This is a genomic window from Variovorax sp. 10L421, assembly GCF_056395365.1.
In genome coordinates, this window is the sequence record NZ_JBFTJJ010000017.1 from 75983 (window position 1) to 97045 (window position 21063).

Sequence of the window (21063 nt, forward strand, 5' to 3'; positions counted from 1 at the left end):
TTCACCCATCACCCTGCAAGCTCCGTTTCCATCCGCTCCTCGGGTGCGCATCCTATGAAATCTGTCTATCGATTCATCCTCGGCCTGGCCGGACTTTGGCAAGGCCCCGGGCTGATGGGGCGCGTGCAGCGGGCGTGGCGAATGTTCAGGAAATCGGGCTGGCCCGGCATCCGCTGGGAGCTGGGCCGGCGCTTCGGCGGCTACAACAACTATTCGTCCTGGGTGCGCCGCTACGACACGCTGACGCCCGAGCTGCGCGACCGCATTGCCCAGCGCGTGGCTGCCATGAACGACCGGCCCCTGATCTCGGTCGTCATGCCCACCTACAACCCGAACCCCGGCTGGCTGCGCGAGGCCATCGAATCGGTGCGGGCGCAGATCTACCCCAACTGGGAGCTCTGCATCGCGGACGATGCCTCTCCCTCGGCGGAGGTGCGCCAGATCCTCAAGACGTACAGCGAGAGCGACCCCCGAATCAAGGTCTTCTTCCGCCCCGAGAACGGCCACATTTCGGCCGCTTCCAACAGTGCGCTGGAACTGGTCTCGGCCCCCTGGGTCGCGCTGATGGACCACGACGACCTGCTTCCCGCGCACGCGCTCTTCTGGGTGGCAGATTGCATCGCGGCCCATCCCGATGTGAAGCTGATCTATTCCGACGAGGACAAGGTCGACGAGGGCGGCCACCGGTTCGGCCCGTACTTCAAGTGCGACTGGAACGTCGATCTCTTCCGCTCGCAGAACATGTTCAGCCACCTCGGCGTGCTCTCGACCGAGCTCATGCGCTCGGTCGGCGGTTTCCGCGTCGGCATGGAAGGCTCGCAGGACTGGGACCTCGTGCTGCGCTGCATGGAGCGCGTCGAGCCCGGGCAGATCCGCCACATTCCGCGCGTGCTGTACCACTGGCGCGTGCACAGCGAGAGCACAGCCCGTTCGATGAGCGCCAAGCCCTATGCGGCCATCGCGGGCGAGCGCGCGCTGAACGAGCACTTCGTGCGCACCGGTGTGCGCGCCACGGCCGAACACCTCGACTTCGGCTATCGGGTGCATTACGCCTTGCCCGATGTCTTACCCTTGGTTTCGGTAATCATCCCCACGCGCAATGCCCTGAAGCTGACGCGCCAGTGCGTGGAGTCGATCCTCGCGAAGACCAGTTATTCGAACTACGAGATCATCATCGTCGACAACGGCTCCGACGATCCGGACACGCTGGCCTGGTTCAAGCGCATCGCTTCGGAAAAGCCGAATGTCCGCGTGCTGCGCGACGACCGCGACTTCAACTATTCGGCGCTCAACAACGGTGCGATCCCCGCAGCGAACGGCGAGATCCTCGCGCTGGTGAACAACGACATCGAGGTCATCACGCCCGACTGGCTGAGCGAGATGGTTTGCCTGGCCGTTCAGCCGGGTGTGGGGGCGGTGGGGGCCCGGCTCTGGTATCCGAACAGGACACTGCAGCACGCAGGCGTGATCCTCGGCATCGGCGGCATTGCGGCGCATGCGCATCGGGGCATGCCGGTCGGGCGTGAGGGTTATGGCGGCCGCGCCGCACTGATTCAATCGTTCTCCGCTGTCACGGCGGCCTGCCTCGTGATTCAGAAACGGCACTACCTCGCCGTGGGCGGCCTCGACGAAGTGCATCTGAAGGAGTCCTTCAACGACATCGACTTCTGCCTGCGCCTGCGCGAAGCGGGCCTGCGCAATGTCTGGACGCCGTATGCGGAACTGTTCCATTACGAGTCCGCGACCCGTTCGAAGAACATGTCCCCGAAGAGGCAGGCCCAGTTCCAGGAAGAGTCCGCCTACATGCACCAGCGCTGGGGCGATCTCATCCAGAACGACCCCGCCTACAGCCCCAACCTCATGCTGGCCCGTGAGGACTTCAGCTACGCCTGGCCGCCCCGCCTGCCCCCGGTCTGATGGCTCTCGACGTCTCCGTCGCGCTCTGCACCCGCAACGGCGCGCGCTATCTCCCCGAGCAGATCCGCAGCATCTGCACGCAGGCGCCGTTGCCGCGGGAGATCGTGCTGTCCGATGACGGTTCGACCGACGACACCCTGGCCGTCGTGCGCGACACCCTTGCGCAGTGCGGCGTGGCCGATCGGATCGAATTGCGCGTGTTCAGCAACACGCCGCCGCTGGGCGTCACGCGCAATTTCGAGCAGGCCGTGCGCGCCTGCAGCCATGACCTCATTGCCTTGTGCGACCAGGACGATGCCTGGCATCCTGGCCGGCTCGCGCGCATGGTGGCGCAGTTCGAGGCGCGTCCCGACCTGCTGCTGCTCCACACCGATGCGCGCCTGGTCGATGCCCAACTCGAACCCCTGGGCTCCACACTCTTCCACGCGCTGGAAGTGCAGCCCGCGGAACTGTCGGCCATCGCGCATGGCGAGGCCTTCGGCGTGCTGCTGCGGCGCAATCTCGTGACCGGCGCCACCACGATGTTCCGCAAGACCCTGCTCGACACGGCGTTGCCGTTCGCGCCCGAATGGGTGCACGACGAGTGGCTGGCCGCCGTGGCCGCGGCCATCGGCCGCATGGACGTGCTGCCCGAACCGACCATCGACTATCGCCAGCACGCCAGCAACCAGATCGGCGCGCGGCGGCTCACCTTGTCCGAGAAGATCGCCAAGGCATTTGTCGAGCGTGGCGACAAGCACGTGGCGCGTCTGCGCCGGGCCGAGGCGCTGCTGCGGCGCCTGCAGCAGCTCGGCACCAGGGTGCCAGCCCGTTACCTGGAGGCACAGCGCGACAAGGTTGCGCACCAGAGGTTCCGGGCCGAACTTCCGTCAGCGCGGCCGCTGCGCCTTTTGCCGATCCTGATCGAGGCGGCGCGCGGGCGCTATGCGCGCTTTGGCCGCGGTGGGCACGCCATCGTGCAGGACTTGTTCGAACGCGGCTGACTCAACCGCGAAGCCGCCAGTACCGCCAGAACGCCCCCGACAGCCACACCTTCAGCAGGCTGGTCACGTGCCAGTACAGGTATTTCTTGCTCCGGTGGCTTTCGCGTTGTGCGTCGTGTCGCGCCACCAGGTCCTCGCCCACCTGCAGCTTCCAGCCAGCGAGCCGGGTGCGTGCGCAGATGTCGAAGTCTTCCCCGTACATGAAGAAGCGCTCGTCGAAGCCTCCGACTTCCCGGTACGCCTCGCTGCGAAACAGCATGAACAGCCCGGGGATCCACGCCGGCACGCTGGGCCGCACGTAACCGGGCTTTTTGCGCCCGACGATCTCGAAGGGGGTGAGCAAGGCCCGGTGCGGCTCCGGTGTGTTCTTTCCCGGCTCCAGGATGCGCGGCGTCAGCAACCCGGTGTCAGCCGCGGCTTGCGCCAGCAGCGGCGTCAGCACGTCGCTGTCGAAGCGGATGTCCGGGTTCAGCACCAGGAACCACGGCGTGCCGCAGCGCTCGAAGGCCTGGTTGTGATTGGCGCCGAACCCCTTGGGGCTCGCGTTCCCGATCCGCTCCACCTCGAAGCCCCAGTTGCGGCCGGCGAGCACATCGGGCTCGGGAATGTTCAATGTGAGCACGACCTTGGCAATGACGGCTCGGCTGTGCCGGTCCAACTGCTCGAGCAGCGGCAGCACCAGCGGGAGCTGGCCGTGGCTCACGATTGAAATGGTGATCGGGGGGCGGGAGGGGGGAGGCGTGGGCATGGTCTAATTTCGCTCGGGAATTCTAGGGTTCCCCAACTCCCACACATGATTGCTCTGATCGTCATCAGTTTCTTCGTCGCCGCTTTCGCGGTCCAGCTGTTCATGCGCCGCGCGCGCAGGCATGCCCGCCTCTATGGCGCCGACATGCCTCAGCGCTTCCACAAAGGCCATGTGCCGCGCCTGGGCGGTGCGGGCATCCTGCTGGGCATGGGCGTGGCATGGCTGGCGGCCGGCGTCACCGGCACCGATCCGTTCAACGTGTCGTGGCCGGTCAAGACCTCGATGCTCACGCTGCTGTGCATCGCGCCGGCGGTGCTGGGCGGCATCGTCGAAGACGTCACCCAGAACGTCAAGGTGCGCTACCGACTGGGGCTCACCATCGGCTCTGCGCTGCTCGTGTGCTGGGTGCTGGGGTTGGGCGTGGCGCGCACCGGCTCCGAAACGGTCGACGGCTGGCTGGCGATGATTCCCTTTGCCACTGTGCTGTTCGCGGCCCTGGCCATCGGCGGCCTGCCGCATGCCTTCAATATCATCGACGGCTACAACGGCTTGGCGGGCACGGTCGCCGTGCTGGTGTGCCTGGCAATTTCCCACGTGGCGCTGCAGGTCGGCGACCGGCAGCTGGCGGCCATGGTGATCTGCCTGGTGGGAGCCACCTTCGGCTTCCTGGTGTGGAACTACCCGCGCGGCAAGATCTTCGCCGGCGACGGCGGGGCCTACGTCTGGGGCATGGTGATCGCCGTGGCCTGCGTGACGCTGGTGCAGCGCCACCGCGTGGTGTCGCCCTGGTTCCCGATGCTGCTGCTGATCTACCCGGTGTGGGAGACGCTGTTCTCCATCTACCGCAAGCTGGCCCGCGGGCAGTCGCCCGGCACGGCCGATGCACTGCATTTCCACCAGCTGATCTTCCGCCGCATCGTGCGCGTGGCCTTCGCGGACGACGAAGCACGGCAACTGCTCGCGCGCAACAACCGCACCTCGCCGTACCTCTGGATGTTTGCTGCGCTGTCGGTGGTACCGGCCGTGCTGTTCTGGAACAACACCATCGTGCTGATGTTCTTCTGCCTGCTGTTTGTCACGACCTATGTGGGCGCGTACCTGATGATCGTGCGTTTCAAGGTGCCGCGCTGGCTGCGCCCGTGAACCGGCACACCCCCAGGCTTCGCGCACTTCATGTCGCTGCGCCAACCCCCTTGCAGGGGGCAACACCGGTGTGGCCCGGCAAAGCCGGTTCCACGGTGTTCCCGCGCAGTCAGTCGGCTGTCACCGCGATTGCGCGAGAATTTGAGCCTCACCTGATCGTCCACTGTTGCTTTGGAGCCTGACCGCCCATGACCGACCCCGTCCTCAACATCCCCCCCCGCGACAAGGCCGAGATCCTGGCCCAGGCGCTGCCGTACATCCGCAAGTTCCACGGCAAGACCATCGTCATCAAGTACGGCGGCAATGCCATGACCGATCCGGCGCTGCAGGCCGACTTCGCGGAAGACGTGGTGCTGCTGAAGCTGGTCGGCATGAACCCGGTGGTGGTGCACGGCGGCGGCCCGCAGATCGAGGCGGCACTCAACAAGCTCGGCAAGAAGGGCAGCTTCATCCAGGGCATGCGCGTGACCGACGCCGAGACCATGGAGGTCGTCGAATGGGTGCTGGCCGGCGAGGTGCAGCAGGACATCGTGGGCCTGATCAACCAGGCTGGCGGCAAGGCCGTGGGCCTGACCGGGCGCGACGGCGGCCTGATTCGCGCGCAGAAGCTCAAGCTGGCCGACCGCACCGACCCGAACCTGCACCATGACGTAGGGCAGGTCGGCGACATCGTCTCCATCGACCCCAGCGTGGTCAAGGCGCTGCAGGACGACGCCTTCATCCCCGTCGTGAGCCCGATCGGCTTCGGCGAGGAGAACGAGAGCTACAACATCAACGCCGACGTCGTCGCCGGCAAGCTCGCCACCGTGCTCAAGGCCGAGAAGCTCATGCTGCTGACCAACACGCCCGGCGTGCTCGACAAGGACGGCAAGCTGCTCACCAACCTGAGCGCGCGAGAAATCGACGACCTGTTCGCCGACGGCACGATCTCGGGCGGCATGCTGCCCAAGATCGAAGGCGCGCTCGACGCGGCCAAGAGCGGCGTGAACGCGGTGCACATCATCGACGGCCGGGTGCCGCACGCGATGCTGCTGGAGATCCTGACCGACCAGGCTTACGGGACGATGATTCGGGCGCGCTGAACGGGAGGGCGCGTGCTCACAGCCCTGTGCGAGAATCAATTGATTACATCTTTGCACGCGCTCCCATGCAGAACGAAGAGACGACCAGTGCTTCCGGCGTAGAGACCTCTGCGGACACGCTTACCCCCCCGACGCGCAAGCGCCCGAAGCCGGGTGAGCGGCGCGTGCAGATCCTGCAGGCGCTCGCCGCCATGCTCGAGCAGCCCGGCGCAGAGCGGGTCACCACCGCTGCGCTGGCCGCGCGGCTCGAAGTGAGCGAGGCCGCGCTTTACCGCCACTTCGCCAGCAAGGCCCAGATGTTCGAGGGCCTGATCGACTTCATCGAGCAGAGCGTCTTCACGCTGGTCAACCAGATCCTGGAGCGCGAGGGCGCCACCGGCGCCCAGCAGGCCGCAAAAATCCTCACGCTGCTGGTCCAGTTCGCCGAGCGCAACCCTGGCATGACCCGCGTCATGGTGGGCGATGCGCTGGTCTACGAAAACGAGCGCCTGCAGCAGCGCATGAACCAGTTCTTCGACAAGATCGAAGCCACCCTGCGCCAGGTGCTGCGCGGCGCCGCCGCGGCCGACGGCTCGGCCACGCCCAGCGTCGACGCGCAGGTGCGCGCCGCGGCGCTCACGGCCTTCGTGGTCGGGCAGCTCCAGCGCTTTGCGCGCTCGGGTTTCCGCCGCGCGCCGTCCGAGCATCTCGAAGCAACGATCGCCTTGATCGTTTGATTCGTCCCTGTCGGGGCGATGGCTGATCGAACTGCGAGCCCGCAGGGTACCCAGGTGACGGCGCGGAGCCCGGCACCGCGCTCGACTTGCTTCGTTGCGAAGCGTAGGATCGGTGCCCCTTGCCGCCCCGTCGCGGCGACAAGTCCGTGTTCGTGTGGCTTCTTGAACGGAGGTTCGTATGAGCTATCACCTGGAAGGTCGCCTGCTCGAGGTATGCAACTGCAACGTCCTTTGTCCCTGCTGGATCGGCGAGGATCCTGACAACGGCACCTGCGACACGATCGTCGCGTGGCGCATCGACAAGGGAACGATCGACGGCATCGACGTCGGCGGCAACACCATCGCGGCCGTGGCGCATGTGCCCGGAAACATCCTGGAAGGCAACTGGACGGCGGCGATCTTCGTCGACGAAAGCGCCTCCAAGGAGCAGGAAGAAGCGCTGCTCAAGGTGTACACCGGGCAGGCCGGCGGACCGATCGCCGACCTGGCCAAGCTCATCGGCCAGGTCGTGTCGGTCGAGCGGGCGCCGATCCGCTTCACCGTGAACAACGGCAAGGGCGAGCTGGAGATCGGCAAGGACTACTACGCCGAACTCGAGCCCTACCGCGGCGCGACCGGCGGCCAGACCACCCTTTCCGACACCGTGTTCTCGACGGTTCCGGGCGCGCCGGTGTTCGTCGGCAAGGCCCCGACCTACCGTTCGAAGAATGCCGCGCTGGGCATCGACCTCGACATCAAGAACCACAACGCGCTGCAGAGCACCTTCGTCTTCGACGCATGAGCGCCGCGCGGGGCCGCCCCAAGCAAGTTCGCACCGCAGTGCGAAGCACGAAGGTTGCCCAATGAACCCGGCGGCCGGCTCGCCGCCGCGCAACGTCTCGCGCCACCGCCGTGTGTTCCTGCCGGTGCTTGTTGCGCTGATCACGCTCGCGTGGATGGCGTTGTGGGCCTGGGCGCGCAGTCCCTACGGACGCTATCTCGAACACGGCGACTGGACCGCCTCGGGGCCGGCCGCGTTCCTGTGCCAGGTCGTTCCCGCCGGCGACGTGGTCGTGCCCATGGTGCTCTACGCCGCTTCGTGGATTCTCATGACGGCGGCCATGATGCTGCCGACGACGCTGCCGTTGTTCAACGCCTTCGACCGGTTGACCGAGGGGCGCCCGGACCATGGACGCCTTCTCGTGCTGCTGGGGCTGGGCTACATGGCGGTGTGGGGCGCCTTCGGGTTGCTGGCGCACGCACTCCACAGTGCGGTGCTGGCCCTGCTCGCCAGCGCGCCGACCCTGGCCTGGCACGGCTGGGTGATCGGTGCCGCGACCATCGCGCTGGCTGGAGCCTTCCAGTTCAGCCGTCTCAAGCACCGGTGCCTGGAGAAGTGCCGCACGCCGCTGAGCTTCGTCGTCGAGCATTGGCGGGGGCAGGCGCAGGCCAGGCATGCGTTCGCGCTGGGCACGCACCACGGCCTGTTCTGCGTCGGCTGCTGCTGGGCGCTGATGTTGTTGATGTTCGCGCTCGGCACCGGCAGCCTCGGCTGGATGCTTCTGCTCGCGGCCGTCATGGCGGTAGAAAAGAACGTTCCCTGGGGCCATCGTCTCAGCGCGCCGCTTGGGTTTGCGTTGCTGGGCTGGGCCGCCTTCATGGTGGCGATGCATGTCTGAAGCCATGTCTGAAGGGCGCCGCGGCCCGTCCCTCCTGCAGACCATCGCCCTTACCGCTGTGGCCATGGTCGCGTTCGCAGCCAATTCGCTGTTGTGCAGGCTCGCGCTGCAGCAACGGGGCATCGATCCCGCCAGCTTCGGCAGCATCAGACTGGTTTCCGGGGCAATCACGCTCGCGCTCGTCGTGCGGCTCAGGGTACGGCCGTCTGTGGCCGGGCGGGCCGACTGGCTTGCCGCCGCCATGCTGTTCGCCTATGTCGCGTTCTTCTCTTTCGCCTACCTCAGCCTGCCCGCGGGAACGGGTGCGCTGATCCTGTTCGGTGCGGTTCAGCTCACGATGCTTGGTGCGGGTCTGGGCTCCGGCGAGCGCTTCGGGCCTGCTGCATGGTTCGGTTTCGCCCTGGCGGTGGTCGGACTCGTGTACCTGGTGTCACCGGGGATTTCCGCGCCGCCGCTCTTCGGCGCCGTGCTGATGGCGGTGGCGGGCGTGGCGTGGGGCCTGTATTCATTGCGCGGCCGCGGCGTGGCCGACCCGCTGGCCGCCACTGCGCGCAACTTCACGCGGGCGGTGCCGCTCGCGCTCGCGCTGAGCCTGGGCTTCGTGGCAAGCGCTCATGCGGACGCGACCGGCGTCGCCCTGGCCGTGGCTTCCGGTGCGCTGACCTCGGGTCTCGGCTATGTCGTCTGGTATGCGGTGCTGGGCCGCCTTTCGGCGATGCGGGCAGCCACCGTGCAGCTGTCGGTGCCGCTGCTGGCCGCATTTGGTGGCGTGCTGTTCCTGTCCGAGGCGATCACGCCGCGGCTGGCGGCCGCCTCCGTGGCGATCCTGGGAGGCATCGCGCTCGTGCTGAGCCAGAAGTCGCAAAGCGCGCGCCGTTAGCCGTCGTCAAGCCCTTACGCGATGGCAATGCCCACCTTGGCACCCGCCGCGACGATCTCCCCCCACGTCGCCTCATCGACCCAGATCCCGTCCCGCCGCCGCGCAGCCCGCGCCTTGCGCTCCGGTTCGCCGGCAATCTGCACCTCGTCGAAGCCCTGTCCCGGCGGGCTCTGCCGCAGCCATTCGACGAACTCCCGCGCCTCCTGGTCGAACGAAGTCTGCGTGCCCAGGCGTGCCGGGTCGATCAGCACCGTCAGCATGCCGTTGAGCACCGTGCGGGCCGTGTCGGCCGGCCGGTGCCATGTGCCACCGCCCGTGAGTGCACCGCCCAGCAGCTCGCACGCCACGGCCATGCCGTAGCCCTTGTGCTCGCCGAAGGTCATGAGCGCGCCGAACAGGCCGTTGCCCTGAGGCACGACCACCACGCCGGGGTCGTTGGTCGGTGCGCCGTTCTCGTCGATCAGGTAGCCGTCGGGTACGCGCTCGCCCTTGTTGTGCGCCACGCGCATCTTTCCCTGCGCGACGCGGCTGGTCGCGTAGTCGAGCACGAAGGGGTCCGCGCCCGAGAGTGGAATGCCGATGCAGCACGGGTTGGTGCCGAAGCGCCCGTCGCCGCCGCCCCAGGGCGCGACCACCGGACGCGACAGCACATTGACGAAGTGCATCGACACCAGTCCCTGCGCCGTCGCCATCTCGGCGAAATGCCCGATGCGCCCCAGGTGGTGCGCATGCGAGAGCGTGAAGATGCAACTGCCGTGCTGCTTCGCCCGCGCAATGCCGAGCTCCATCGCCTGCACGCCGACGATCTGGCCATAGCCGTGCTGGCCGTCCAGCCCCATCAGCGTGCCGATGTCGAGGTTGACGCGCACGGCGGCGTTGGGCTTCAGCCCGCCTTCAGCCACCGCGTCGACGTACCGCGGCAGCATGCCCACGCCGTGCGAGTCGTGGCCGCTGAGGTTCGCCAGCACGAGGTTGGCGGCCACCTGTTGTGCTTCGGCCGGGGTGCTGCCTGCGGCTTCGAGGATGCGGGCGACGGTGGCTTGCAGGCCATCGGCCTCCAGTGTTCTGGACATGGATCAGACTCCCTTCGCGTTCAGCGTGATGGCATAGAGCGACGTGGTCGCACAAATGAAAAGGCGATTGCGCTTCGGCCCGCCGAAGCAAACGTTGGCCACGCGCTCGGGCAGCAGGATCTTGCCGAGCAGCGTGCCGTCGGGGTGGTAGGCGTGCACGCCATCGAGCGCGCTGGTCCAGATGCGGCCTTCGGTGTCGAGGCGGAAGCCGTCGAACAGGCCGCTGGTGCATTCGGCAAACACTTCGCCGCCGCTCAGGGTGCGGCCGTCGGTGCCCACCTTGAAGCGGCGAATGTGCCGCGGCCCGTCCGCCGCATGGCTCGCGCCGGTGTCGGCGATGTACAGCAGCGATTCGTCGGGCGAGAACGCCAGCCCGTTGGGCTTCACGAAGTCGTCGGCCATGCGCTCGACCTCGCCGCTCGCGGGGTCGATGCGGTAGACGTGGCAGGCGCCGATCTCGCTGTCCGCCTTCAGGCCTTCGTAGTCGGAGAGGATGCCGTAGCTCGGGTCGGTGAACCACACGCCGCCGTCCGAATGCACGACCACGTCGTTCGGTGAATTGAGCCGCTTGCCCTGCCAGTGCGAAGCCAGCACGGTGATCGATCCGTCGTGCTCTGTGCGCGTCACGCGCCGCGTGAGGTGCTCGCAGCTCACGAGCCGGCCCTCGCGGTCGACCGTGTGGCCATTGGCGTTGTTCGACGGCTCGCGGAAGATGCCGACCGTGCCGTTGACCTCGTCGTAGCGCAGCATGCGGTTGTTGGGAATGTCGGACCACACCAGCGTGCGGTGCGCGCCGAACCAGGCGGGGCCTTCGCACCAGCGCGCACCGGTCCACAGGCGTTGCACCCGCTCGGGGCCGGGAATGCAGGTCTTGAAGCGAGGGTCCAGGTGTTCGAAGCCGGTGCCGTCGAGGAAACCGAAGGGGAGTGTGGCCATGGGGTTCCTTGTCGATGGATTCACATCACGGCGCCGACCTGCCACGGAACGAACTCGTTCTGCCCGTAGCCGTGCTGCTCGCTTTTCGATTGCGCGCCCGAGGCGGTCGCGAGCACCAGTTCGAAGATTCGCTGGCCCATCTCCTGGATCGACGCGGTGCCGTCCACGATCTCGCCGCAGTTGATGTCCATGTCTTCTTCCTGCCGCTGCCAAAGCGCCGAGTTGGTCGCGAGCTTGAGCGAGGGGGAGGGCGCGCAACCGTACGCCGAGCCACGCCCGGTCGTGAAGCAGATCAGGTTGGCGCCGCCGGCCACCTGGCCCGTGGCGCTCACCGGGTCGTAGCCCGGTGTGTCCATGTAGACGAAGCCGTGCGCGGTGACGGGCTCCGCGTATTCGTACACCGCCTCGAGGTTGCTCGTGCCGCCCTTGGCGACCGCGCCCAGCGACTTCTCGAGGATGGTGGTGAGCCCGCCTGCCTTGTTGCCCGGCGAAGGGTTGTTGTTCATCTCGCCTTCGTTGATGGCGGTGTAGTGCTCCCACCACTTGATGCGGTCCACCAGCTTCTGGCCGACTTCGCGCTTCACGGCACGGCGCGTCAGCAGGTGCTCGGCGCCATACACCTCGGGCGTTTCGCTGAGGATGGCGGTGCCGCCGTGCGCCACCAGCAGGTCGACCGCCGCGCCCAGCGCCGGGTTGGCGCTGATGCCCGAGTAACCGTCGGAGCCGCCGCACTGGAGCCCGATGGTGATGTGCGCAGCGCTGCATGGCTCGCGCTTCACCGCGTTGGCGCGCGGCAGCATCTCGTTGATGAGCGCCACGCCTCTCTCCACCGTCTTGCGCGTGCCGCCGGTGTCCTGGATGTTGAAGGTGCGGAAGTTCTCGCCCTCGGCCAGGTGGCCGGTCGCGAGCCAGGCGTTGATCTGGTTGGCCTCGCAGCCGAGCCCGACGACCAGCACGCCCGCGAAGTTCGGGTGCGTGGCGTATCCCGTGAGCGTGCGCTCCAAAATCTGCATGCCCATGCCCTCGGTGTCCATGCCGCAGCCGGTGCCGTGCGTGAGCGCGACCACGCCATCGACGTTCGGGAACGCCGCAAGTGCTTGCGGATTGGTCTTGCGCGAGAAGTGGTCGGCAATGGCGCGCGCGGCCGTGGCCGAGCAGTTCACGCTGGTGAGCACGCCGATGTAGTTGCGCGTGGCCACGCGGCCGTCTGGGCGCTTGATGCCCATGAAGGTGGCTTCGCGCTTGGCGGGTGCGGGCTTCACGTCGGCGCCGAAGGCGTAGTCGCGTTCGAAATCTCCCTTGTCCGGACCCATGTCGAGGTTCTGCGTGTGCACGTGCTCGCCGGCGGCGATGGGCTTGCTCGCGAAACCGATGATCTGGTTGTAGCGGCGCACAGGCTCGCCCGGCGCGATGGCGCGCATGGCGATCTTGTGGCCCGGCGGGATCAGGCCGCGCACGGCCACGTTCTCGACGACGGTGCCGCCGAGCAGTTGCGAGCGCGCGATGACGACGTCATCGGCGGGGTGGAGTCGGATGTAGGGAGTCATCGTGAGTGTCTGCCGGCGCTTGTTTGTTTGTCAGGAGGCCTTGGTGCGGCGCCAGCTCGCGCTGAACCGCTGGTGGAACTTGTCCATGTGATGGTGCATTGCGTCGCGCGCCGCGGCCGGGTCGTGCGCCGCGATGGCGTCGAGGATGGCTTCGTGCTCGCCGATGGCGGCCTGCCACGAGTCCATGGTCTCGAAGTAATCGATCATCCGGGCGAAGATCGGCCCATGCCGCGACTCCCAGAAGCCCTGCACCGTCTCGGTCAGCACCACGTTGTCGCACGCGTTGACGATGGCCAGGTGGAAGGCGCGGTCGCCCTCGTGCGGCACCTCGTTGCGTGCAGCCATCTCGCGCATCATGCGGATCGCGCGGCGCATGGCGTCCACGTCCTTGCGCTTGCCGTACTGGGCCGCGGTGGCGGCGGTCTCGCCTTCCACCAGGCGGCGCGCGCGGATGATTTCGAGCGGGCCCCATTCGACGCCGGCTGCGCCGTTGGCTGGCGGGGCCGCTCGGTGCGACCTGTCGAGCACGTACACGCCCGAGCCGGTGCGGATCTCGACCCAGCCTTCGACCTCCAGCGCAATCAGCGCCTCGCGCACCGAGGGCCGGCTCACGCCCAGCTGCGCGGCCAGGTCGCGCTCGGCGGGAATGCGCGCGCCCACCGCGAACTCGCCCTTGCCGATGAGCACGCGCAGCTGCTCGGCAATCTGGCGGTAGAGGCGCTGGGGTTCGAGGGTCTGGATCGGCACGGGAACGAAAAGAGGAAATCGAACGGGTTAAGGGTTGTCCTGAATTGGACAAGTGGTAAGGCCAATTCAGAATACGATACACCGCCCGGATCAACATCGGGCCTAACCCGAGGAGACACCCATGAGATTGAAGGGAAAGACCGCGCTGGTCACCGCCGCAGGCCAGGGCATCGGCCGTGCCAGCGTGCTCGCCATGGCGGCCGAAGGCGCGCAGGTCTGGGCCACCGACGTCAACGAAAAGCTGCTCGAACGCTACGCCGGCATGCCCAACGTCACGGCGCTCAAGCTCGACGTGCTCGACAAGGCCGCCATCGGCGCGCTGGTGGCGAAGCTGCCCGCGCTCGACGTTCTCTTCAACTGCGCGGGCGTGGTGCACAACGGCACCATCGAGCAGGCCACCGACGACGAGCTGCTGTTTGCCTTCAGCCTCAACGTGCGCGCGCAGATGTGGACCATCCAGGCCGTGCTGCCCGGCATGCTGGCGGCCGGGCGCGGCAGCATCATCAACATGGCGAGCGTGTGCTCCAGCATGAAGGGGCTGCCCAACCGCTTTGTCTACGGCACCACCAAGGCGGCGGTGCTGGGCCTTACCAAGAGCGTGGCGGCCGACTACGTGGCCCGGGGCATCCGCTGCAATGCCGTGTGCCCGGGCACGGTCGATACGCCTTCGCTCGGCGAGCGTATCAACGCCAACGCCGACCCCGATGCCGCCCGCAAGGCCTTCATCGCGCGCCAGCCCATGGGCCGGCTCGCGCAGGCCGAGGAGATCGCGCCGGTGGTGGTGTTCCTTGCGAGCGACGAATCGATCTTCGCTACCGGACAGGCCTTCACGGTCGACGGCGGCATCACCATATGACCCGCTCGACTTCGCGGGCCACCGCTGTGGTCTTCGACCTCTCCAGTGGCCGCTCCACGTATTGATTCAATGCACTGAAAGGAAAGCATGAAACTCGTCCGCTATGGCAACCCCGGCAAGGAAAAGCCCGGCCTCATCGACGACAAGGGCCAGCTGCGCGACCTGAGCGCGGTCGTCAAGGACATCGGTCCCGACCAGCTCGGCGATGCCGCCATTGCCAAGCTGCGCAAGCAGAAGCTCGACAAGCTGCCGCTGGTCAAGGGCAAGCCTCGTTTCGGCAGCCCCGTGGCCAACGTCGGCAAGTTCATCGCCATCGGCCTCAACTACGCGGACCACGCGGCCGAGTCCGGCCTGCCGGTGCCCAAGGAGCCCGTGGTGTTCATGAAGGCCAACAGCTGCATCCAGGGGCCGAACGACCCCGTGATGCTGCCCAAGGGCTCTGTCAAGACCGACTGGGAAGTCGAGCTCGGCGTGGTCATCGGCACGCGCGCCCGCTATGTGTCGCAGAAGAGCGCGCTCGACTATGTGGCCGGCTACTGCACCATCAACGACGTCAGCGAGCGCGAATACCAGATCGAACGCGGCGGCACCTGGGACAAGGGCAAGGGTTGCGACACCTTCGGCCCGCTCGGCCCCTGGCTCGTCACGCGCGACGAAATCGAGAACCCGCAGAAGCTCTCGATGTGGCTCGACCTGAACGGCCAGCGCGTGCAGACGGGCAGCACCAGGACCATGATCTTCAGCGTCGCCAAGATCGTGAGCTACGTGAGCCAGTTCATGACCCTGATGCCCGGCGACGTGATCACCACCGGCACGCCGCCCGGCGTGGGCATGGGCATGAAGCCGCCGTTGTTCCTGAAGAAGGGCGACGTGATGACGCTGGGCATCGAAGGCCTGGGCGAACAACGCCAGGAAGTGATTCCCTTCAAGCTCTGAGCACCGTTCTCTGAGATCATCCGGCGGATGAAGACGCCGCCGGACCATCGCTCGCAGGTCTTTGGAACGCCCTGGGAGGGCGTCCATGCCACCGCGATGGACAGTGCCCGCCACTACGGCCGGCACTGGCATTCGACCTACGGCGTCGGCCTGCTCGACCATGGCGCGCAAAGCTCGGCCAGCGGCCGCGGAAGGGTCGATGCCTATGCGGGCGACCTGATCACCACCAACCCCGGCGAAGTGCACGACGGCCGGCCGCTCGGCGGCCCGTCGCGCCGTTGGCGCATGGTGTATTTCGATGCGGTCGTGATGGCTGGCATGCGCGAAGGCGTTGCGGACGCCGGCATCGAATTCACGCGGCCCGTGCTCCAGGACGCGCGGCTGCTCCACACGCTGTGCCGCCTGTTCGCCCGCCTCGATGAGTGGCGCTGTGCCACGGCCAACGCCGCAGGCGCCGAGGCGCTGGCCTGCGAAGAATCGCTGGCCGAAGTCTGCGGCGTGTTGCTCGACGCCCATTCCACCGCCGTTGCGCTGCCCGAGATCGGTGGTGATGTGCGGCTGGTGCGCGAGCGCCTCGCCGACGACTTGCTCGCCGCGCCCACGCTCGACGAACTTGCCGCGATGACCGGCCTCGGCAGGTACCAGGTGCTGCGGCGCTTCGAGAAGGCCTATGGCGTGCCGCCCCACGCGTGGCTGCTGCTGCAGCGCGCCGAACGCGCACGCGGCCTGATCCGCCGCGGCACGGGCCTCGCGGACGCCGCTGCTGCAAGCGGCTTCGCGGACCAGAGCCACATGACGCGCATCTTCGCGCGCCAGTTCGGCTTCACGCCCGGTGCGTGGCAGAGGACGTGCGGCCTGCCGTAGCGTTCAGCGCAGCACGCGGATCAGTTCGTCGTACACCAGTCGCACGCGCGCCGGCACCGGTGCGCGCTGCGAGCGGTACACATAGATCGGCCACGGCTGCGGCGCGTCGGCTTCGAGCACCGGCACCAGCGCGCCCGAATCGAGCCAGGGCTCGGCCAGTGCCCCGATCAGCTGGGCGAAGCCCAATCCCGCGAGCACCGCGGCGCACTCGGTGTCGAAGTCGTCGGTAACGAAGGCCGGCGACGTCACCGTCAGTTGCCGGCCCTTGCTGAAGACCAGCGGCCAGGGGCGGCCCGACTTGCGGTCGATCAGTGCGGTGAGCGGTAGCGCCGCGAGCGCGTCCAGCTTCTTCGGCACGCCCGTGCGCGCGACGAGTGCGGGCGCGGCCACCACGTGCAGCGCCATCCTTCCCACCGGCCTCGCAACGAAGCGTGCGTCGCGCAGCGGGCCCACGCGCACGCCGATGTCGATCTGCTGGTCGACCACGTCGGCATGCTTCTCCGACACGCGCAGGTCCAGCACCAGCCCGGGGTGTGCCGCGAGCATCGGCGCCAGCGCCTGCGGAATGAGCCGGCGTCCGAAGATGCCCGGCGCAGTGACACGCACCGTGCCCGCATGTTGCGACAGCGCGCGCCTGTCGGTGCGGTGAAAGAGGTCGTCCACGCCGCCCACTGCCACGCGCGCCCGCTCTGCGAGCTGCCGGCCGAAGTCGGTGAGCTGTACGCCGCGCGTGCTGCGGTGGAACAGCGGTTCGCCCAGTTCGTCTTCGAGCTCGCGCACCGCGCGTGTCACCACCTGCGGCGACACCGACAGCCGCACCGCGGCGTCTCGGAAGTTGGCGGCATCGGCGGCGGTGCAGAACACGCGCAAGGCTTCGAGGCGGTTGGACATGGACTGTTCCCTATTGAGGAATTCTGAAGTCGGAAGAGTTTCATATACGGGAACGCGAGGATTTTCCACACTGCGTGCACTTCTTCAACACCCCCGAAAGGAATTTCCATGACATCCGTTCAAGACAACATCCAGGGCAAGGTCGCCATCGTCACCGGCGCGAGCAGTGGGCTCGGCGAATCGACGGCGCGCCACCTTGCCGCGCGCGGCGCGAAGGTGGTGCTCGCGGCCCGCCGCACCGACCGGCTCGACAAGGTCGTGGCAGAAATCCGCCAAGCCGGCGGCGAGGCCATCGCCGTGGCCACCGACGTGTCGAAGCGCGCCGAACTCGACAAGCTCGCCGCCGCAACCATCGAAGCCTTCGGCCGCATCGACGTGCTGGTCAACAACGCGGGCGTGATGCCGCTGTCGCCGCTCGAGAAACTCAAGGTCGACGAATGGGACCGCACCATCGACGTCAACATCAAGGGCGTGCTTTACGGCATTGCCGCCGTGCTGCCGCGCATGCAGGCGCAGGGCGGGGGGCACATCGTCAACGTCGCTTCCATTGCGGGGCTGAAGGTGTTCACGCCCATCGGCACGGTGTACAGCGCTACCAAGCATGCGGTGCGCGCCATCTCCGAGGGCCTGCGTGTGGAGGTGGGCAACAGCGGCGTGCGCGTGACCATCGTGTCGCCCGGGGCGGTCGATTCGGAGCTGAAGTTCGGCAGCAGCGATGCCGAGAGCGCGGCTGGCGTGAAGGCGTTCTACGACGCCAACCAGATCCCCGCGGATTCGGTGGCGCGCGCCGTCGTCTACGCGGTGGAGCAGCCGGCGAACGTGGACATCAACGAAGTCGTGTTGCGGCCGGTGTCGCAGGAATTCTGAAAGGAAGTGGCCGGGACGGGGCCGGCGACGCCCCCATTTCGCGTCAATTAACCTTCAACCGTTGAAGGTCTCTTGTGGCCGAAAGTGCAAAGCCCTGCAAAATAGAACGACCGTTCGTTTTTTTTTGCAGGGAAATTCCACGATGTCCGCCACAGCCGTTTCCGCCAAGCCCGTCCGCGCCGCCCAGAAGGGCCAGCAGACCAAAGCCGTCATCGTCGACGCCGCGCTGGCGCTGGCCGCGCAGATCGGGCTGGAGGGCCTGTCGATCGGCGCCGTGGCCGAAATCACCAAGATGAGCAAGTCGGGCGTGTTCGCCCACTTCGGCTCGCGCGAGGAACTGCAGATCTCGGTGGTGCGCGAATACCACGCGCGCTTCGAGCAGGAAGTGTTCTTTCCCGCCCTCCAGGCGCCGCGCGGCCTGCCGCGCCTGCGCGCCATGTTCGCCAACTGGATGAAGCGCACCTCGACCGAGATCGACTCGGGCTGCATCTACATCAGCGGCGCCTCCGAATTCGACGACCGCCCGGGTCCGGTGCGCGACGCGCTGGTCGAGTCGGTCAGCATCTGGCAGGCCGCCGTGCTGCGCGCCATCGTGCAGGCACAGAGCGAAGGCCACCTGCGCGCCGACGCCGACGAGCGCCAGGTGGCGTTCGAGATCCACGGCTTGATCCTCGCGCTGCACTACGAGGCGCGCTTTCTTCAGGTGCCCGGCTCCATCGGCCGCGCCAACGTCGGCTTCGACAACATCCTCGCGCGCAGCGCCACGCCCGACGCGCCGAAGGCCGGGGCCACTGCGCCGGCGGGCCGCCGCCTCAAGACCGTGCGCTGAGGCGCGCGGCCTGTCCTCTTTTCTGTTTTCCCCTTTTTCTTTTTCTATCTAGCTTCGACCAGGAGAGTCCCGGATGCCTACCTACAACCCACCCGTGCGCGACATGCAGTTCGTGCTGCATGAAGTGCTCAACGTCGCCGAGGAACTCAAGGCGCTGCCGGCCCACGCCGAAACCGACGCCGACACCATCAACGCGGTGATCGAGGAGGCCGGCAAGTTCGCTGCCGAGGTGACCTTTCCGCTGAACATCAGCGGCGACGAAGAGGGCTGCGTGCTCGACAAGACCACGCACGAAGTGAAGACGCCCAAGGGCTTCAAGGACGCCTACGCCAAGTACGTCGAAGGCGGCTGGCCTGCGCTGTCGTGCGACCCGGCCTTCGGCGGCCAGGGCCTGCCCTTCGTGGTGAACCAGTGCCTGTTCGAGATGCTCAACAGCGCCAACCAGGCCTGGACCATGTACCCCGGCCTCTCGCACGGCGCGTACGAGGCGCTGGTGGCGCACGGCACTGACGAACAGAAGAAGACCTACCTGCCCAAGCTCACGAGCGGCGAGTGGACCGGCACCATGTGCCTCACCGAACCCCATTGCGGCACCGACCTCGGCCTGCTGCGCACCAAGGCCGAGCCGCAGCCCGACGGCACCTACCGCATCACCGGCAGCAAGATCTTCATCTCGGCCGGCGAGCACGACATGACGAGCAACATCATTCACCTGGTGCTGGCCCGCCTGCCCGATGCGCCCAAGGGCAGCAAGGGCATCAGCCTGTTCGTGGTGCCGAAGTTCAAGGTCAAGGCCGACGGCTCGCTCGGCGAGCGCAACCCGATCTTCTGCGCCGGCCTGGAGCACAAGATGGGCATCCACGGCAACGCCACCGCGCAGATCGTGATCGAAGGCGCCACCGGCACGCTGGTGGGCGAGCCCAACAAGGGCCTGGCCGCGATGTTCGTGATGATGAACGCCGCACGCCTGGGCGTGGGCAACCAGTCGCTCGGCCTGACCGAAGTGGCCTACCAGAACGCACTGGCCTACGCGAAAGACCGCGTGCAGATGCGCTCGCTCTCGGGCGTGAAGGCCAAGGACAAGGAAGCCGACCCCATCATCGTGCACCCCGACGTGCGCAAGATGCTGCTCACTGCCAAGGCCTATGCCGAAGGCGGCCGCGCGCTGCAGATCTTCTGCACGCTGCTGCTCGACAAGGAACACAACCACCCCGACGAGAAGGTGCGCAAGGACTCGGGTGAGCTGGTCGCGCTGCTGACCCCCATCGTCAAGGCCTTCATCACCGACAACGGCCACATTTCCACCAACGCCTGCATGCAGGTGTTCGGCGGCCACGGCTTCATCAAGGAATGGGGCATGGAGCAGTTCGTGCGCGACAACCGCATCAACATGATCTATGAAGGCACCAACACCATCCAGTCGCTGGACCTGCTGGGCCGCAAGGTGCTGGGCAACAACGGCGCGTCGCTGAAGAAGTTCGGCAAGCTCGTGGGCAAGCTGGTGGAAGAAGAGGGTGTGAACGAGAAGATGGCCGAGTTCATCAACCCGATCGCGATGCTGGGCGACCAGCTCACCAAGTTCACGACCGAGATCGGCTTCAAGGGTTTCCAGAATCCCGACGAAGTGGGCGCCGCTGCTGTCGACTACCTGCGCGTGGCCGGCCACTTCGTGTTCGGCTACCTGTTCGCCCGCATGGCGCAGGTCGCGCTGCGTGAAATTGCGGCCGGCAACACCGATCCGTTCTACGTCGCCAAGCTGCAGACAGCACGCTTCTATTTCGCCAAGCTGTTCCCCGAGACCGCGACGCTGATGCGCACCGCGCGCGCCGGCAGCAAGGTGCTGATGGACACCGACGCGGCACTGGCCTGAGCGGTCGTACCGTCTCGTCTTCCTTCGACTCCAGGAGCCGTCGATCATGAAAACAACACTCGCAGCCATCCTGTTCTCCGTCACGGCCGTTTCGGCCATGGCTCAGAGCACGCCGGTGGGTCTGTGGCGCAACGTGGACGACAAGACCGGCGAGGTCAAGGCCGAGATCAGCATCGCGGAGACCCACGGCGCGCTGTCCGGGCGCATCGAGAAGGCGCTGGGCAAGGATGCCAAGCCCGGCGCGGTCTGCAGCGAATGCAGCGACGACCGCAAGGACAAGCCCATGGTCGGCCTCGACATCATCCGCGGCGGCAAGAAGGCCGAGAACAAGGACGTCTGGGAAGGCGGAAAGATCCTCGACCCCGAGAACGGCAAGGAATACCGCGCGAGCTTCACGCCCATCGAGGGCGGCAAGAAGCTCGAGGTGCGCGGCTACCTGGGCCCGTTCTGGCGTACCCAAACCTGGAACCGCGCGCAGTAAACAAGCCTGTGCGCAACCTATCCAAGAAATACCAAGCAA

At 67.0% G+C, this 21063-nt stretch carries 21 protein-coding genes; 15 read left to right on the forward strand and 6 right to left on the reverse strand.

The window, feature by feature from the left end:
• Positions 1-54 precede the first annotated feature (54 nt).
• A complete protein-coding gene (locus AC1DFC_RS20865; RefSeq protein WP_478179912.1) occupies positions 55-1917 on the forward strand; it encodes a glycosyltransferase family 2 protein in 1863 nt (620 codons plus the stop codon).
• A complete protein-coding gene (locus AC1DFC_RS20870) occupies positions 1917-2900 on the forward strand; it encodes a glycosyltransferase family 2 protein (protein WP_007838980.1) in 984 nt (327 codons plus the stop codon). The genes AC1DFC_RS20865 and AC1DFC_RS20870 overlap by 1 nt, the downstream gene beginning before the upstream one ends.
• A gap of 1 nt (position 2901) precedes the next feature.
• On the opposite strand, the gene AC1DFC_RS20875 is transcribed toward AC1DFC_RS20870, so the two are convergent.
• Positions 2902-3648, reverse strand: coding sequence for a glycosyltransferase family 2 protein (locus AC1DFC_RS20875; protein WP_478179913.1), 747 nt, complete (start codon positions 3646-3648; stop codon positions 2902-2904).
• 45 nt (positions 3649-3693) lie between these two features.
• On the opposite strand from AC1DFC_RS20875, the gene AC1DFC_RS20880 reads away from it, so the two are divergent.
• From AC1DFC_RS20880 to AC1DFC_RS20905, 6 genes are all read left to right on the forward strand, one after another.
• The gene (locus AC1DFC_RS20880; RefSeq protein WP_413316088.1) at positions 3694-4791 is read left to right on the forward strand and encodes a glycosyltransferase family 4 protein; all 1098 of its coding nucleotides are present in this window, start codon (positions 3694-3696) and stop codon (positions 4789-4791) included.
• A gap of 188 nt (positions 4792-4979) precedes the next feature.
• Positions 4980-5873: an acetylglutamate kinase gene (gene argB / locus AC1DFC_RS20885; protein WP_007838986.1), complete on the forward strand. Its 894-nt coding sequence runs from the start codon at positions 4980-4982 to the stop codon at positions 5871-5873.
• A gap of 65 nt (positions 5874-5938) precedes the next feature.
• A complete protein-coding gene (gene slmA / locus AC1DFC_RS20890; RefSeq protein ID WP_007838990.1) occupies positions 5939-6589 on the forward strand; it encodes a nucleoid occlusion factor SlmA in 651 nt (216 codons plus the stop codon).
• Between the two features lie 178 nt (positions 6590-6767).
• Positions 6768-7370, forward strand: coding sequence for a DUF1326 domain-containing protein (locus AC1DFC_RS20895; RefSeq protein WP_007838991.1), 603 nt, complete (start codon positions 6768-6770; stop codon positions 7368-7370).
• A 61-nt stretch (positions 7371-7431) separates the two neighbouring features.
• The gene (locus AC1DFC_RS20900; RefSeq protein WP_478179914.1) at positions 7432-8247 is read left to right on the forward strand and encodes a DUF2182 domain-containing protein; all 816 of its coding nucleotides are present in this window, start codon (positions 7432-7434) and stop codon (positions 8245-8247) included.
• A gap of 4 nt (positions 8248-8251) precedes the next feature.
• Positions 8252-9127 (forward strand): DMT family transporter, encoded by an 876-nt coding sequence (locus AC1DFC_RS20905; RefSeq protein ID WP_413316106.1) that lies wholly within the window; start codon positions 8252-8254, stop codon positions 9125-9127.
• A 14-nt stretch (positions 9128-9141) separates the two neighbouring features.
• Here the strand turns inward: AC1DFC_RS20905 and AC1DFC_RS20910 are convergent, their stop codons facing one another.
• Genes AC1DFC_RS20910 through AC1DFC_RS20925 form a run of 4 tightly spaced genes read right to left on the reverse strand, consistent with a single transcriptional unit; the run spans position 9142 to position 13430 of the window.
• On the reverse strand, positions 9142-10200 hold the full coding sequence (locus AC1DFC_RS20910; RefSeq protein WP_413335568.1) for a malate/lactate/ureidoglycolate dehydrogenase: 1059 nt from the start codon (positions 10198-10200) through the stop codon (positions 9142-9144).
• A 3-nt stretch (positions 10201-10203) separates the two neighbouring features.
• Positions 10204-11136, reverse strand: coding sequence for an SMP-30/gluconolactonase/LRE family protein (locus AC1DFC_RS20915; protein WP_478179915.1), 933 nt, complete (start codon positions 11134-11136; stop codon positions 10204-10206).
• A 20-nt stretch (positions 11137-11156) separates the two neighbouring features.
• Positions 11157-12683 carry a UxaA family hydrolase gene (locus AC1DFC_RS20920; RefSeq protein WP_413335564.1) on the reverse strand — a complete coding sequence of 509 codons (1527 nt, stop codon included), beginning with the start codon at positions 12681-12683 and terminating at the stop codon, positions 11157-11159.
• 30 nt (positions 12684-12713) lie between these two features.
• Positions 12714-13430 carry a FadR/GntR family transcriptional regulator gene (locus AC1DFC_RS20925; protein WP_007839003.1) on the reverse strand — a complete coding sequence of 239 codons (717 nt, stop codon included), beginning with the start codon at positions 13428-13430 and terminating at the stop codon, positions 12714-12716.
• 121 nt (positions 13431-13551) lie between these two features.
• Between AC1DFC_RS20925 and AC1DFC_RS20930 the strand changes: the two genes are divergently transcribed.
• The 3 genes from AC1DFC_RS20930 to AC1DFC_RS20940 all read left to right on the forward strand — a co-directional run bounded on the left by AC1DFC_RS20930 (position 13552) and on the right by AC1DFC_RS20940 (position 16086).
• Positions 13552-14286, forward strand: coding sequence for an SDR family oxidoreductase (locus tag AC1DFC_RS20930; protein WP_478179916.1), 735 nt, complete (start codon positions 13552-13554; stop codon positions 14284-14286).
• A gap of 87 nt (positions 14287-14373) precedes the next feature.
• Complete coding sequence (locus AC1DFC_RS20935) at positions 14374-15222, forward strand: fumarylacetoacetate hydrolase family protein (RefSeq protein ID WP_007839007.1); 849 nt, start codon at positions 14374-14376, stop codon at positions 15220-15222.
• 27 nt (positions 15223-15249) lie between these two features.
• Positions 15250-16086 carry a helix-turn-helix domain-containing protein gene (locus AC1DFC_RS20940; protein ID WP_478179917.1) on the forward strand — a complete coding sequence of 279 codons (837 nt, stop codon included), beginning with the start codon at positions 15250-15252 and terminating at the stop codon, positions 16084-16086.
• Positions 16087-16089: 3 nt separating this feature from the next.
• On the opposite strand, the gene AC1DFC_RS20945 is transcribed toward AC1DFC_RS20940, so the two are convergent.
• Positions 16090-16977 (reverse strand): LysR family transcriptional regulator, encoded by an 888-nt coding sequence (locus AC1DFC_RS20945; RefSeq protein ID WP_478179918.1) that lies wholly within the window; start codon positions 16975-16977, stop codon positions 16090-16092.
• Positions 16978-17085: 108 nt separating this feature from the next.
• Here AC1DFC_RS20945 and AC1DFC_RS20950 point away from each other — a divergent pair, with 108 nt between their 5' ends.
• From AC1DFC_RS20950 to AC1DFC_RS20965, 4 genes are all read left to right on the forward strand, one after another.
• Positions 17086-17844: an SDR family oxidoreductase gene (locus AC1DFC_RS20950; protein WP_478179919.1), complete on the forward strand. Its 759-nt coding sequence runs from the start codon at positions 17086-17088 to the stop codon at positions 17842-17844.
• Positions 17845-17986: 142 nt separating this feature from the next.
• A complete protein-coding gene (locus AC1DFC_RS20955) occupies positions 17987-18673 on the forward strand; it encodes a TetR/AcrR family transcriptional regulator (protein ID WP_007834068.1) in 687 nt (228 codons plus the stop codon).
• Positions 18674-18746: 73 nt separating this feature from the next.
• Positions 18747-20543: an acyl-CoA dehydrogenase C-terminal domain-containing protein gene (locus AC1DFC_RS20960; protein WP_007834069.1), complete on the forward strand. Its 1797-nt coding sequence runs from the start codon at positions 18747-18749 to the stop codon at positions 20541-20543.
• Between the two features lie 46 nt (positions 20544-20589).
• A complete protein-coding gene (locus AC1DFC_RS20965) occupies positions 20590-21024 on the forward strand; it encodes a DUF2147 domain-containing protein (protein ID WP_007834070.1) in 435 nt (144 codons plus the stop codon).
• The last annotated feature ends 39 nt before the right edge of the window (positions 21025-21063 follow it).